Annotated in this window: 15 protein-coding genes; all 15 read left to right on the forward strand. The window is 66.4% G+C overall.

Going from position 1 to position 12,928, the window contains the following annotated elements:
* Position 1: 1 nt before the first annotated feature.
* The 15 genes from AC0V2Y_RS13475 to AC0V2Y_RS13545 all read left to right on the forward strand — a co-directional run bounded on the left by AC0V2Y_RS13475 (position 2) and on the right by AC0V2Y_RS13545 (position 12,925).
* On the forward strand, positions 2-973 hold the full coding sequence (locus AC0V2Y_RS13475) for a GGDEF domain-containing protein (protein WP_475416828.1): 972 nt from the start codon (positions 2-4) through the stop codon (positions 971-973).
* A gap of 150 nt (positions 974-1,123) precedes the next feature.
* Positions 1,124-2,791 carry a sensor histidine kinase gene (locus AC0V2Y_RS13480; protein ID WP_475416829.1) on the forward strand — a complete coding sequence of 556 codons (1,668 nt, stop codon included), beginning with the start codon at positions 1,124-1,126 and terminating at the stop codon, positions 2,789-2,791.
* A complete protein-coding gene (locus AC0V2Y_RS13485; protein WP_475416830.1) occupies positions 2,788-3,489 on the forward strand; it encodes a response regulator in 702 nt (233 codons plus the stop codon). The genes AC0V2Y_RS13480 and AC0V2Y_RS13485 overlap by 4 nt, the downstream gene beginning before the upstream one ends.
* 257 nt (positions 3,490-3,746) lie before the next feature.
* The gene (locus AC0V2Y_RS13490) at positions 3,747-3,893 is read left to right on the forward strand and encodes a hypothetical protein (RefSeq protein ID WP_157814672.1); all 147 of its coding nucleotides are present in this window, start codon (positions 3,747-3,749) and stop codon (positions 3,891-3,893) included.
* Between the two features lie 76 nt (positions 3,894-3,969).
* Positions 3,970-4,143: a Flp family type IVb pilin gene (locus tag AC0V2Y_RS13495; protein WP_071322445.1), complete on the forward strand. Its 174-nt coding sequence runs from the start codon at positions 3,970-3,972 to the stop codon at positions 4,141-4,143.
* 94 nt (positions 4,144-4,237) lie between these two features.
* Entirely contained in the window at positions 4,238-4,411 is a 174-nt protein-coding gene (locus AC0V2Y_RS13500) for a Flp family type IVb pilin (RefSeq protein WP_071654391.1), read from the forward strand.
* Complete coding sequence (locus AC0V2Y_RS13505; protein ID WP_475416831.1) at positions 4,408-5,478, forward strand: phosphatase PAP2 family protein; 1,071 nt, start codon at positions 4,408-4,410, stop codon at positions 5,476-5,478. Before AC0V2Y_RS13500 ends, AC0V2Y_RS13505 begins: the two co-directional genes overlap by 4 nt.
* Positions 5,475-6,062 (forward strand): A24 family peptidase, encoded by a 588-nt coding sequence (locus AC0V2Y_RS13510; RefSeq protein ID WP_475416832.1) that lies wholly within the window; start codon positions 5,475-5,477, stop codon positions 6,060-6,062. Before AC0V2Y_RS13505 ends, AC0V2Y_RS13510 begins: the two co-directional genes overlap by 4 nt.
* A 35-nt stretch (positions 6,063-6,097) precedes the next feature.
* Positions 6,098-6,718: a methyltransferase family protein gene (locus AC0V2Y_RS13515; protein WP_475416833.1), complete on the forward strand. Its 621-nt coding sequence runs from the start codon at positions 6,098-6,100 to the stop codon at positions 6,716-6,718.
* A 31-nt stretch (positions 6,719-6,749) separates the two neighbouring features.
* Positions 6,750-8,096, forward strand: a complete 1,347-nt coding sequence (locus tag AC0V2Y_RS13520; RefSeq protein WP_475416834.1) for an ATP-binding protein — start codon at positions 6,750-6,752, stop codon at positions 8,094-8,096.
* Complete coding sequence (cpaB, locus tag AC0V2Y_RS13525) at positions 8,093-8,941, forward strand: Flp pilus assembly protein CpaB (RefSeq protein ID WP_475416835.1); 849 nt, start codon at positions 8,093-8,095, stop codon at positions 8,939-8,941. Before AC0V2Y_RS13520 ends, cpaB begins: the two co-directional genes overlap by 4 nt.
* 22 nt (positions 8,942-8,963) lie before the next feature.
* Positions 8,964-10,565 carry a type II and III secretion system protein family protein gene (locus AC0V2Y_RS13530; RefSeq protein ID WP_475416836.1) on the forward strand — a complete coding sequence of 534 codons (1,602 nt, stop codon included), beginning with the start codon at positions 8,964-8,966 and terminating at the stop codon, positions 10,563-10,565.
* A gap of 9 nt (positions 10,566-10,574) precedes the next feature.
* Complete coding sequence (locus AC0V2Y_RS13535) at positions 10,575-10,853, forward strand: hypothetical protein (protein WP_086140104.1); 279 nt, start codon at positions 10,575-10,577, stop codon at positions 10,851-10,853.
* A gap of 46 nt (positions 10,854-10,899) precedes the next feature.
* A complete protein-coding gene (locus AC0V2Y_RS13540) occupies positions 10,900-12,450 on the forward strand; it encodes a pilus assembly protein TadG-related protein (RefSeq protein ID WP_475416837.1) in 1,551 nt (516 codons plus the stop codon).
* 7 nt (positions 12,451-12,457) lie between these two features.
* The gene (locus AC0V2Y_RS13545; protein WP_475416838.1) at positions 12,458-12,925 is read left to right on the forward strand and encodes a TadE/TadG family type IV pilus assembly protein; all 468 of its coding nucleotides are present in this window, start codon (positions 12,458-12,460) and stop codon (positions 12,923-12,925) included.
* The last annotated feature ends 3 nt before the right edge of the window (positions 12,926-12,928 follow it).

Genomic DNA, 12,928 nt, shown 5'->3' on the forward strand with positions numbered 1-12,928 from the left:
CATGCCGGATGCCTTACACCGACTCGCCCTGCTCGAGAGCATACTCGGTGCCGTGAACCTGGGCGCCATCGTGCTCGACGAGCAGCACCGCATCGTGCTGTGGAACCAATGGATGGCGCGCCACTCGGCCCGCCAGGCCGACGCCGTGCTGGGCCAGGATTTCTTCGCCGTCTTTCCGGAACTGCGCCACAAACGCATCGATTCGGCCATCACCCAGGCCCTGCGCGACAATTTCCAGTCGCTGCTGTCGCAAACCCTGCACAAGGCGCCGTTTGCCCTGTACACGCATGGCGCGGCCGCAGGCGGCAACGACGGCGAGGAGCGCATGCAGCAGGCGATCGCCGTCACGCCGATCAATTTGCCCGGTTCGCCGCGCCACTGCCTGATCCAGATCAATGACGTCACCATCGCCGTAGGCCGCGAAAAGCTGCTGCGCGAACAAACCATGGTGTTGCGTTCGCAAACTTTTTCCGACGGCTTGACGGGCATCGCCAACCGCCGCCACTTCGACGTGGCGATCGAAAAGGAAACGCGGCGCGCCATGCGCACGAGCAGCCCCCTGTCGCTGCTGATGATCGACATCGACCATTTCAAGGATTACAACGACCATTACGGCCACCAGCAGGGTGACGGCTGCCTGATCCGCGTGGCGGCCGAACTGGCTGCCATGCTGCAGCGTCCCACCGACCTGCTGGCGCGCTATGGCGGCGAGGAATTTGCCGCCATCCTGCCCGACACGGACGCGGCGCAGGCGCTGCGCATGGCCGAGTCGATCCGCGAGCACGTGGCCGGGCTGCGCATTCCGCATGCCAAGACGGTCAATGACGCCAAGCACATCACGGTCAGCATCGGCATCGCCACCCAGCACCCGCAGCAGCAGCCGACCATCTCCGCCCTGATCGGCGCCGCCGACCGCGCCCTGTACCTGGCCAAGGGCGCCGGGCGCAACCGCGTGATGGTGCAGCCGCTATAAAAAAAGCAACGCAGGGCAAAGGATTCCAGTAGACATCTTTACGGCAGGTGGGTAGACTCGTTATTGATTGCAGCAACAATAACAAGAATTTATCTGTGGTATCTATCCCTGCGCATGGCGCCCCCATGCGGCACATGGCCAGGAGCGCTTGTGAATCTCGATCCTCCCCTCAGATCCGGCTTGCCGGGTGCCGGCATGGATACGACCATGGTCAACGGCATGCGCCTGCTGCTGTCGAGCGCCACCTTGCTGACCCTGTTCATCGATCCCGAAAGCGCCGGCAAGCTGAGCAAGATCACCTGGCTGATCTTTTCCGCCTACACCATGCACAGCCTGCTGCTCTACGTGCTGGCCGTGCTGGGCTTCAGCCTGCCCCAGGACATCTTGCTGTACTGGCTCGACGTGGCCTGGTATGCGCTGATCGTGTTTTCCACCAGCAGCCACAATAATTTATTCTTCCTGTTTTTTTTCTTTGCCATCCTGACCTCGTCGTTCCAGCGGGGCTTCGAGGAAGGCGCGCGCGTGACCCTGGCCTCGGCCGGCCTGTTCGCCGCCACCGCCCTGTTCGGCGAAACGGGGGCGGAACTGTCGCGCCTGCTGCTGCGCACCACCTTCCTGCTGGCGCTCGGCTACATGATCGCCTATTGGGGCGGCTCGGCCATCACCCAGCGCAGCCACCTGGCGCTGCTGCGCGATGTCAGCCAGTTGTCCAATCCGCGCTTCGGCGTCGACCAGACCATCACCTCGGTGCTGGAAAAAACCCGCAGTTATTTCAACGGCCGCAGTTGCCTGCTGATCATGCAGGACAAGGGCACGCGGGTCTGGTCGCTGCGCAGCGTGATTCAAACGGGCACGACCGTCGTGCATACCAGTTCGCTGCTCAGCGACGACGCGGCCAGCCCCCTGCTCGCTTTCCCGCACGATAAAATCGCCCTGTACAACCAGCCCGCCGGCCGCTGGCTGCCGTGGACGGGCGGCGCGCGCATGCTCGATCCCGACAGCGGGCGCTGGCTGCGGCACGACGACGCGGCGGGCGCCCGCCTGGCCGAGCTGCTCGAAGCGCACGCCTTCATCAGCGCGCCGCTGCCCCTGCGCAATGGCAAAGGCCGCATCTTTATCGTGTCCGCCACCAGCATGAGCAAGACGGATGCCCTGTTTCTCAGCCATATCGGCGCGCAGGCGTTTCCCGTCATTGAAAACATCGACCTGCTCGACCGCCTGGCGTCGCAGGCGGCCTCGCGCGAGCGCGAAAAGATCGCGCGCGACCTGCACGACACGGCCGTGCAGCCGTACATCGGCTTGCGCCACGGCCTGGCCGCCCTGCGCAACGAAGCCTCGCCGGGCAACCCGCTGCTGCCCGAACTGGAAAAACTGATCATCATGTCGGGCCAGGTGATCGCCGACCTGCGCAGCTACGCGCGCACGTTCAAGAACGGCCAGGTGCAAAGCGAGCCGGAACTGCTGGTCGCGCTGCGCCGCCAGGCCACGCAGATCCGCGAATTCTATGGCATCGACATCGCCCTGCATATCGAAGGCGACCTGCACATCAACGACCGCCTGGCGGCCGAGGTGTTCCAGATCGTCAACGAAGGCATGAGCAATATCCGCAAGCATACGTCGGCGCGCCACGGCGCCGTCAAGCTGACCTGCGTGCAGGGTGCGCTGCACATCAGCATCGACAACGAATGCGCCGCCGCGCACGTCCCCGATTTCCTGCCCGACTCGCTGGCCGAGCGCGCCGCCGCCCTGGGCGGCACGGCCCGCGTCACGCATGGCATGCTGGGCAACACCTCCGTACAGATCGAGATCCCCATATGAACGACTTACGCCACGTGCCACCGGCCAGCCATGTCATCAGCGTCATGCTGGTGGACGATCACAAGACCATGCTGTGGGGCCTGGAGCGGCTGATCGGCGGCGAGCACTCGGGCATGCGCGTGGTCGCCACGGCCTCCGACAGCGCCGAGGCGCTGGAGCAGGCGAAGGCGCTGCAACCGGATGTGATCGTGCTGGACCTGGACCTGGGCGGCATCAGCTCGCTGGCCATCCTGCCCGCGCTGGCGCAGTGCGGCGGCACGCGCGTGCTGGTGCTGACGGCCAGCCACGACCAGGCCATCCTGGACCAGACGGTACTGAAAGGCGCGCGCGGCATCGTCAGCAAGGATGCGCCCGCGGAAATGGTCCTGAAGGCCATCGAAAAAGTGTACCAGGGCGAGCTGTGGCTGGAACACGCGATGCTGGGACGCATGCTGACGCAACTGACCCAGCCCGGCGGCGGCTCGGCGCAAGCCATCGCCATCGCCAGCCTGACCCTCAAGGAAAGAAAGATCATCGCCGCGCTGGTGCACGGCAGCGGCACGCCGGCCAAGCTGCTGGCGGACCAGCTGTTCATTTCCGAACACACCTTGCGCAATCACCTGACGTCGATCTACCGCAAGCTGGGCGTGTACAACCGCCTGGAACTGTACGCCTACGCCACCAAGCACCAGCTGGGCCAATTGCCGCCCGGCGCCTGACGCCACTGTCCTCCTGCACGGCCGCCGCACGGCCGCGCCTTCCCTCCTCGCCCCCTTGCCAGCCAGCGGCGCGGCCTGCGCCCCTGCGCCTGCGCCTGCGCGCCAGACTCGACCATGACAATTGTCACGAAAAAAACAAGCAGTTCCTCCTTGCAATAAAAGGATGTTCTTCTGATGTAGATCAAGCTGGCAAATTCTATAGTGGTGTTACCGGAGTGCAGATTACCGCAGCGGCCCACCACGACACGGAGCACAGCATGCGCCTTGACAAGTTTCTTCCGACTGCCCTGATCACCTATCTACAGGGCAAGGAGAAGGCTGCGTTCTACCGCTATGCCCTGGTGGCGGCCCTCATGGCGGTAGTCTGCATCATCGGATTGCTGGCACTGGGCGAAAGCCCATGACGCCAGCGCACAGCAGCAGCACAGTTGTCATGTCGTTTTATCCACCGTTGTACCTTAACCACCACCAGGAGTTGTCATGAACCTCATCAAAAACTTTATCCGCGAAGAAGATGGCGTCACCGCAATCGAATATGGCCTGATCGCCGCCCTGATCGCCGTGGTGATCATCGCCGCCATCACCATCGTCGGCACGCAGCTGAAAAAAACCTTCAGCACCATCGGCACCAAACTCACCACCGCCAATGGCTGATGCGGTGCGGTCCGGGCCGGCCCAGCGCCAGCCCGGACTACGCTTCCCCATATTCCCGGCACGCCCACCTTGATACCGCCTAGCGAGGCCCATCGTGAAATCTCTCTTCAGCCGTTTATCCGACGAGTCCGCCGTCACAGCGATCGAATACGCGTTGCTGGCGGGCCTGATCGCGGCAGTGCTGGTGGTCACGATCACCGTGCTGGGCGACCAGGTCAAGCTGCTGTTTGTCTACGTCAAGGACCAAGTGGTCCTGGCTCTGTCATGAACGCCCTGCGCGCCTCGCTGCGCACCCACCGCGCCCTGCTGCTGATCGTGCTGCTGTACGCCGCCGCCGCGACCTTGCTGGCCGGCGGCCTGCCCAGCGCATCGGAGATCCTCAACGTGCTGGCCGGCTTCCTCGTGGCCATCCTCACGGGTCCCGTCTTCATCCTGTGCGGCTACACCATCCACGTCATGGTGATGAAACGCCCGCACCGCCTGTGCCACTATCTGTACCACGATCTGCGCCGCTACCTGAACAACGAGCGCCTGCTGCACGCGCTGCCGGCCATGCTGCTGATCCCCGTCTTCGCCTCCAGCTTCACCGTCTTCAAGGGCGCCATCCCGCGCCTGCATCCCTACACCTGGGATGCCACCCTGTCCGCCTGGGACGTCGCGCTGCATGGCGGCATGGCCCCTTGGGAAAGGCTGCAACCGCTGCTGGGCCATCCGCTCGTCACGGGCTTGCTCAACTTTAGCTACCACTTCTGGTTCTTCCTGTTCTACGCCATCCTGTACTGGCTGATCCTCGACACGCGCCGCCCGCTGCTGCGCATGCAGTTCCTGCTCAGCTTTGCGCTGACCTGGATCGTCCTCGGCAGCATCCTGGCCGTGCTGTTTGCCTCGGTCGGCCCCTGCTACTACGGCCACCTGCACGCCAACGATCCGTATGCGCCGCTGATGGCCTACCTGCATGACGCCAACCAGCACGTCCCCGTCTGGGCCCTGCAGGTGCAGGACATGCTGTGGCAAGGCTATCAAAGCAAGGGCGCGAACGGCGAACTGGGTATCTCCGCCATGCCCAGCATGCATGTGGCCACGGCCGTGCTGATGGCCATCATGGGCTGGAAGGTCAGCCGCGCCGCAGGGATCGCCCTGTCCGCCTTCGCCGTGCTGATCCTGCTCGGCTCCATCCACCTGGGCTGGCACTATGCGCTCGACGGCTATGTGGGCGCGGCCGGCGCGGCGCTGGTATGGCGCCTGGTGGGACGGCTGCTGGGCAGCCAGGCCGCGGCGCCGGCCATGCACGTGGCCACGGCGCCCTGCATGGGCAAGGAAGGACTGACGTCATGAACGCCCACCTGCCCATGCTGCTGTGCCTGGCCGTGCTGGCCACCCTGCTCGCTAGCGCCCTGTGGCACGACCTGCGCACGCGCCGCATCCCGAACCGGCTGGTGCTGTGGGGCACGCTGGCGGGCTTGATCCTGAACAGCTTCGTGCCGCCAGGTAGCGGCCTGTTCGACGCCTCCTTCGGCGGCCTGGGACTGCTGCAAGCCCTGGCCGGCGCCGCCGCCGGACTGGCCCTGCTGCTGCCCATGTACCTGCTGCGCGCCCTGGGCGCCGGCGACGTCAAGCTGATGGCCATGTGCGGCGCCTTCCTCGGTCCCGACGCCGTGCTCGAAGCGGCCCTGCTGACCTTCCTGTGCGGCGGCGTACTGGCCCTGGCCGCCGCGCTGGCCGGCCAGCGCCTGCGCCAGGTGCTGAAAAACACGTACCACATGATGCTGGGCGCGCTGCTGCACAGCCTTGCCGGCGGCGCCGCCACGATCGCCGAGCCGCCGCCGGCCACCGGCAAGCTGGCCTACGCCTTCGCCATCGCCAGCGGCACCGGCTTGCAGGTGTTCCTGCATTACACCCACCTGTGGAGTCTGCGCTGAAACGCGCCGCCTGCCCGCCACCCAAGGACACGACCATGGACACCCTCGCCACCCTCTGCCACTCCCGCGGCGCCAGCCTGTTTACCAGCATCACCATGGCCGGCCTGTGGGCGTTCTTCGCCAGCGCCCACGTGGTGGGATTCCTGCACAGCGGCGACTGGAGCTATCTGCTGTTCTGCGCCGCCGAAACCCTGGCCGCCCTGTTCTTCATCGTGCGTTCGGCCCCCGTCAGCGTCTCCACCGATGCGGGCGACTGGCTGCTGGCCATCGGCGCCACCTTCGCGCCCTTCCTCCTGTCCCCCGCCGACATGGCCATCTGGCCCGGCGCCCGCTACCTGCTGGCCGTCGGCAGCCTGCTGCAGATCGCCGGCCTGCTGTCGCTGAACCGCAGCTTCGGCCTGGTGGCGGCGCAGCGCGAGATCAAGACGGGCGGCGTCTACCGCGTGATACGCCATCCGCTGTACGCCAGCTACCTGATTTCCCTGAGCGGCTACCTGCTGGCCAATACCTCGGCCGCCAACACCGTCACCTATGTCGCGACGATAACCATGATGGTGGCGCGTTTGCTGCGCGAAGAACGCTTCCTGTCCGCCGACGTGCGCTATCGCGTCTACATGCGCCAGGTGAAGTACCGCCTGCTGCCCTTCATCTTCTGATACCCAGCCACCCGAGCGAGGAGTACCTATCATGCCTGACACCTATCCAGAACGCAGCGACGGCGGCGGCGTCGAACCGGCGGCCAAGCGCGCGCCACGCACGGTCGAGGAAACGGGATTGCCCTTCCTGTTCCTGGTCGAACTGCTGGTCAAGATCCTCTTCCTGCGCGGCCAGATCGGCCTGCCCGCCCTGTCGACGCACGTGAAACTGGGCGCCGGCGTGCTCGAACCGCTGCTCACCTTCATGCGCGCCGAAAAACTGTGCGAAGCGCGCCGCAACGGCGGCAGCGGCACCGACGCCGACCTGTATTACATGCTGGGCGACCAGGGCCGCCTGCGCGCCGCCGAGTACATGCGCCGCAACGCCTACAGCGGTCCCGCCCCCGTCACCCTGGCCGACTACAGCAACCAGGTGCTGGCGCAAAGCGTGGCCGACATGCACGTCACCCGCGACGACGTGCAGCGCGAATTCCGCGACGTGGTGGCCAGTTCGGCCGTGCTCGACCAGCTGGGCGCGGCCATGAATTCCGGGCGCGCCCTGTTCTTCCACGGCCCCGCCGGCAGCGGCAAGAGCTACCTGGCCGAGCGCCTGAACGGCCTGCTCAGCGGCGCCATCGCCCTGCCCCATGCCGTGATGGTCGACGGCGAAGTGCTGCCCTTCCTCGACCCCATGCTGCACACCCTGTCAAGCAAAGGCCTCGTGCCATCCGACCCGCGCTGGGTGCGCGCCGAACGCCCCGCCGTGCTGACGGGCGGCGAGCTGACGCTCGACATGCTGGACCTGCAATTCGACCAGGGCACCCGCCTGTACCAGGCGCCGCCGCACCTGAAGGCCAACAACGGCATCTTCATCATCGACGACCTGGGCCGCCAGCGCTGCTCGCCCGTGGAACTGATGAACCGCTGGATCGTGCCGATGGCGCGCCACATCGATTACCTGTCGCTGCACACGGGCTACAAATTCCCCGTGCCCTTCGACGTCATCGTCGTGTTCTCGTCGAACCTGGCGCCGCAGCAGCTGGCCGACGATTCCTTCCTGCGCCGCATCGGCTACAAGATCCATGTGGGTCCCTTGAGCGCCTACCACTACCTGGCCGTGTTCCGCAGCACCTGCGCCCAGCTGGGCATCAATTTCGACGAAGCCTCCTATACCTACCTGCTGCACCTGCATAGCCTCTACAAGCGGCCCTTGCTGGCCTGCTATCCGCGCGACATCCTGGCGCAGGTCTGCGACCAGGCGCGCTATGAAGACCACGCGGCGCAGCTGTCCCCGGAAGTGCTGTTCTGGGCATGGCAAAACTATTTCGGCAGCGATGACGACCTTGCAAGCACACATAACGGACCGGCAGCGGTCCAGCACAAAGGGGAAGCAAAATGAGAAACGCACGCGCTCTGACGATGATGGCCATTGCGGTCATCCTGGCGTTCGCCGCGGTCATCGTGGCCGCGCGCTGGATCAATGCCCAAGCCTCGGGCAACATCAACAAGGTGGCCGTGGCCCAGGTCGACATCAGCCTGGGGGCGCGTCTCACGCCCGACATGGTCCGCATGGTGGACTGGCCATCGAACGCGCTGCCGCCGGGCGCCATCAACGATCCGAAACTGCTGGAAACGCGCGTCACGCGCACCAGCATCCAGCACGGCGAACCGATCATGGAAGGCAAGCTGGCGCCTCCCGGCACGCAAGGCGGCCTGTCGGCCGTCGTCGCCGAGGGCAAGCGCGCCATGACCGTGCGCGTCAACGACGTGGTGGGCGTGGCCGGCTTCGCCCTGCCCGGCAACTTCGTCGACATCCTCGTCAACACCCAGGGCGAAGGGGCCCGCAAGACGCCGGACCGCGATCCGAATATTTCCAAGATCGTGCTCGAACGCATCCTCGTGCTCGCCATCGCCCAGGAATCGAACCGCGACGACACCAAGCCCAAGGTGGTCAACGCGGTGACCCTGGAGCTGACGCCGGAACAAGCGGAAAAACTCGACCTGGCGCGCAGCGTGGGCACCCTCTCGCTGGTGCTGCGCAACCAGATCGAGGACAAGCCCGTCAACACGGAAGGCGCCACCAAGTCCAGCTTGCTCGATGAAAAGGTCGCCATGGCCGCCCCCGCCGCCATAGTGCAAGCCAAGCCGCTGCCACGCCGCCGTCCCGCCGCCGCGCCGGCACCACAGGCCGGTCCGCGCGTCGATGTCATCAAGGGGCTGGAACGCAGCTCCCAACAATTCTAACCTGCACCAGAGGAGTCACGCCATGAGCACATATTGCACAGCAAGCGGAAGCCGGGTACTCAGCCTGGCGCTTGCCCTCGCCATGATCGGCGCCCTGGCGCCCCAGGCACGCGGCGAACCCGTCGCCGCTGCCGCCACCGCCGCTGGCGCCGACACCGGGGCCGCCAAAAGCAGCCGCGCCGCCGTCCGGCCCAGGGCCACGCCGCCGCAAAGCGAATCGCGCGCCGGCCGCACCGAGATGGCGCCGCAAATGAGCCTGGCCGAGGGCAAGTCGACCCTGATGCGCCTGCCGTTCGCCGCCAGCCGCATGTCCGTCGGCGACCCGCGCATCGCCGACGTCATCCTGCTCAATCCGACCGAGGTCTATCTGCTGGGGCGCTCCGTCGGCACCACCAACCTGATCCTGTGGAACAAGAGCAATGACGCCACCATCATCGACCTGGCCGTCGGCATCGACAGCAGCAGCCTGCAGGCACGCATGGCCGAACTGCTGCCTAACGAGAAGATCAACGTCACGGTGGCGGGCGACACCCTGATCCTGTCGGGCATGGTCAGCGATGTCGTCAAGGCCGACCAGGCGCTGTCGCTGGCGAACGCCTATGTGCAGCGCAGCGCCCGCAGCGGCAACGCCGCCTCCGGCGCCGCGCCAGCCGCGGGCGCGGGCGCGGGCGCTGCCGCTCCCGCCGCCACACCCGATGCGGCCGCACCGCGCGTGATCAACCTGCTGTCGATCGCCGCGCCGCAGCAGGTGATGCTGGAAGTGAAGGTGGCCGAAGTGTCGAAGGTGCTGGTCGATCAGCTGGGCGCCAGCCTGGGCATCAACAAGACCATCGGCAGCTGGTCGTATTCGCTGCTGTCCAGCCTGCTCAGCAACAATCCCAGCGGCTTGAGCGGGGCCAGCAAGAACAACTTCTTCAACCTCGACGCGCAAAAACGCGATGGCCTGATCAAGGTGCTGGCCGAACCGAACATCATGGCCATCAGCGGCCAGGAGGCCAGCTTCCTGGCCGGCGGCAAGATCTTCATCCCCGTCAGCCAGAGCAACAATAACGGCGTGCCCACCATCACGCTGGAAGAGAAGGAGTTCGGCGTGGCCGTGAAATTCACGCCCACCGTGCTCGATGGGGGGCGCATCAACCTGAAGGTGGCGCCGGAGGTGTCGGACCTGAACAAGGACGGCATCGGCATCACCGCCACCGGCATCTCGGCCACGGCCATCCTGCCCTCGTTCACGACGCGGCGCGCCACCACCACGGTGCAGCTGTTCGACGGCCAGAGCTTCGCCATCGGCGGCCTGATCAAGAACAACGTGACCAGCAATATCAAGGCCCTGCCAGGCCTGGGCGAAGTGCCCGTGCTGGGCGCCCTGTTCCGCAGCACGGACTTCCAGACGGACCGCTCGGAACTGGTCTTCATCATCACGCCGCACCTGGTCAAGCCGCTGCCGCCCGACTACAAGCTGCCCACCGACGGCTACATCCAGCCGACGCGCGGCGACATGTTCATGCAGGGAAAAATGGAAGGCAGCGCGCCCACTCCTGCTCCCGCCCCCGCAGCGCCGGCAGCGCCCATGCCGCCGCAAGCGGCCGCGCCCCAGCCTGCCGCCGGCTTCGACCTCAACTAGGAGAGCACCATGAAAACCGCACATTGCCTGCCTTGCGCCGCCCTGTTATGCCTGCTGGCCGGCTGCGCCGCCACCACCACGCCCGTGCTCGATTCCCACTTCGGCGAATCGGTGGCCCTGCTCAAGGCGCAGCAGATCATGTATCCGGACGCCTACCGCAATGCCAACCCGGTCAGCGGCATCGACGGCAAGGCCGGCGCCAGCGCCTACCAGCGCTACCAGAAATCGTTCGCCGCGCCGGAACCGCAGCCGAATGTCTTCACCATCGGCGTGGGCGGACGCCAATAGGCGCCAGTCCCCCGATGCACTTTCCCCAGGCCACCAGGAGACCGCCATGAAGACCGCATTTCGCAGGCACGACAGGCAGCAGGGCGCGATCGCCATCGTGCTGGGGCTGACCCTGGTGGTGCTGTTCGCCATGGGCGGCCTGGTGCTGGACCTGGGCCACCTGTACATCGCCAAGACGGAACTGCAGAACGGCGCCGACAGCGCCGCCCTGGCAGGCGCCGTGGAACTCAATCAAAGCGCCGCCGGCATCGACAATGCGCAGGCCAAGGCCATCGCCATCGCGCAAAAGAACCGCTACGATTTCTCCACCCCGCTGACCATCACGGCCGCCAACATCGAGTTCGGCCCCAGCCCGGACGGCCCCTGGTCGTCCGGCGCCAGCGCCCGCACCAGCCCCCAGGGCCAGACCTTCATCCGCGTCGACACGGGCAGCAAGACCTTCGCCACCTACCTGATGGGCATCGCCGGCATCGCCAGCACCAGCACCTCGGGCGTGGCCGTGGCGGGCCGCTTCGTCAACGACGTCACGCCGATCGGCGTGTGCGCCGTCGACCCGGCCAACAAGACGGCGCAATACACGTATCCGGCCGCGCCGGCCGGCACGGGCCTGACGGAACTGGTGGAATTCGGTTTCCGCCGCGGCGTCACCTACAACCTGTTCGGCCTCAATCCGCTGGGCGGCCCGTCCGACCCCTATCTGATCAACCCCGTCGACGCCCCGCCCGGCAGCTGCAGCGCCTCGCACTCCAGCGCCGCCTCCACCGCGCCGTTCATGTGCACGGGCAGCAGCGCCGTCATCAGCAGCGGCTCGGGCCAGGTCTACACGAACACGGGCATGACGGCCTCGCTGGCCGCCTCGCTCAACTCGCGCTTCGACGACTACGGCGGCCCCTCCGTGTGCGACCCCGCGACGGCGCCGCCCGACACCAACATCAAGGAATATCCGTGCGTGGGCGCCGCCTCGCCCTGCGCCGCCACCGCCGCCAACTCGCCGCCCACCGGCTGGATGCAGCCGGGCGCCAGCACCTTGCCCAGCCAGCAGCCGGTCAGCCTGGCCGGCAACAAGCCGAATTACCAGCTGCCGTCGGCCGGCGCCGTCCCGGCGCCGTCGGCCACGTTCGCCCAATTCGCCGGCTACGGCGTGCTGTGGTCGTACGGCCCCGCCTACCAAAGCAATGGCGCCACCCCGGCCAAGGCCGGCACGGCCTATAGCGTCGCGGACGGAAACGCCAACCCCATGTACAGCACGGCCAAGGCGAATTACTTCGACACGACCAGCTACCCCGTCAGCCCCGGCGCAGGCTTTCCTGCCAGTACGCCGCCTTCGCCGTACAACCAGACCAGCGGCCCCACGTTCCAGGCGCCGTCGGCGGCCCATCCTGGCCAGCGCAACCGCCGCATCCTCAACGTGGTGCTGGTCGACTGCCGCACGGCGCCCGTCGGGCCGGCCTCGTGCGGCACCATGAACGCGGTGGGCATCGGCAAATTCTTCATGACGATGAAGGCCGATTTCAGCGGCGGCACCAAGCGCCTCGACGTCGAGTTCGCGGGCCTGATCGAGCCCGTGCCGAATTCCGAAATCAAACTCTACAAGTGAGGCGGCCATGCGCATCCACCTTTCCCCACTCAAACAGCGCGGCGGCGCCGCCGTCGAATTCGGCATCGTGCTGGCCCTGCTGGTCACCCTGCTGGCCGGCATCTTCGGCTTCGGCCGCGCCTTCTGGTATTACGACGCGCTGAACAAGGCCACGCGCGACGCGGCGCGCAACATGTCCGTCAAGGCCAAGGCCGGCATCGCCTCGCAGGGCGTGCCTGCCGCCAAACAGACGGTGGCCGACGCGGCCGTCAGCGCCGGCATCAGCGACTTCACCACGGCCAACGTGACGGTCACCTGCCTGGACGCGGCATTCAACGACAGCAGCTGCACCGACGGCACGGCGCCGGGCGGCATCCGCGTCGAAGTCGTCAACTACACGCTGTCGGTGGGACAGTACCTGCCTTTCGTGATCGGCGCGGCCAGCACCTATGCCACGCCGCTCGCACCGCGCACCACCATGCGCTACATGCTGTAAGGA

The organism is Janthinobacterium sp. BHSEK, from assembly GCF_056174685.1.

Bases quoted from the DNA above. Each gene is read 5' to 3' on its own strand.
- AC0V2Y_RS13540 (WP_475416837.1), top strand. From the start codon at position 10,900: ATGAAGACCGCATTTCGCAGGCACGACAGGCAGCAGGGCGCGATCGCC.
- AC0V2Y_RS13490 (WP_157814672.1), top strand. From the start codon at position 3,747: ATGCGCCTTGACAAGTTTCTTCCGACTGCCCTGATCACCTATCTACAG.
- AC0V2Y_RS13535 (WP_086140104.1), top strand. From the start codon at position 10,575: ATGAAAACCGCACATTGCCTGCCTTGCGCCGCCCTGTTATGCCTGCTG.
- AC0V2Y_RS13515 (WP_475416833.1), top strand. From the start codon at position 6,098: ATGGACACCCTCGCCACCCTCTGCCACTCCCGCGGCGCCAGCCTGTTT.
- AC0V2Y_RS13495 (WP_071322445.1), top strand. From the start codon at position 3,970: ATGAACCTCATCAAAAACTTTATCCGCGAAGAAGATGGCGTCACCGCA.
- cpaB (WP_475416835.1), top strand. From the start codon at position 8,093: ATGAGAAACGCACGCGCTCTGACGATGATGGCCATTGCGGTCATCCTG.
- AC0V2Y_RS13475 (WP_475416828.1), top strand. From the start codon at position 2: ATGCCGGATGCCTTACACCGACTCGCCCTGCTCGAGAGCATACTCGGT.
- AC0V2Y_RS13520 (WP_475416834.1), top strand. From the start codon at position 6,750: ATGCCTGACACCTATCCAGAACGCAGCGACGGCGGCGGCGTCGAACCG.
- AC0V2Y_RS13545 (WP_475416838.1), top strand. From the start codon at position 12,458: ATGCGCATCCACCTTTCCCCACTCAAACAGCGCGGCGGCGCCGCCGTC.
- AC0V2Y_RS13505 (WP_475416831.1), top strand. From the start codon at position 4,408: ATGAACGCCCTGCGCGCCTCGCTGCGCACCCACCGCGCCCTGCTGCTG.
- AC0V2Y_RS13510 (WP_475416832.1), top strand. From the start codon at position 5,475: ATGAACGCCCACCTGCCCATGCTGCTGTGCCTGGCCGTGCTGGCCACC.
- AC0V2Y_RS13485 (WP_475416830.1), top strand. From the start codon at position 2,788: ATGAACGACTTACGCCACGTGCCACCGGCCAGCCATGTCATCAGCGTC.
- AC0V2Y_RS13530 (WP_475416836.1), top strand. From the start codon at position 8,964: ATGAGCACATATTGCACAGCAAGCGGAAGCCGGGTACTCAGCCTGGCG.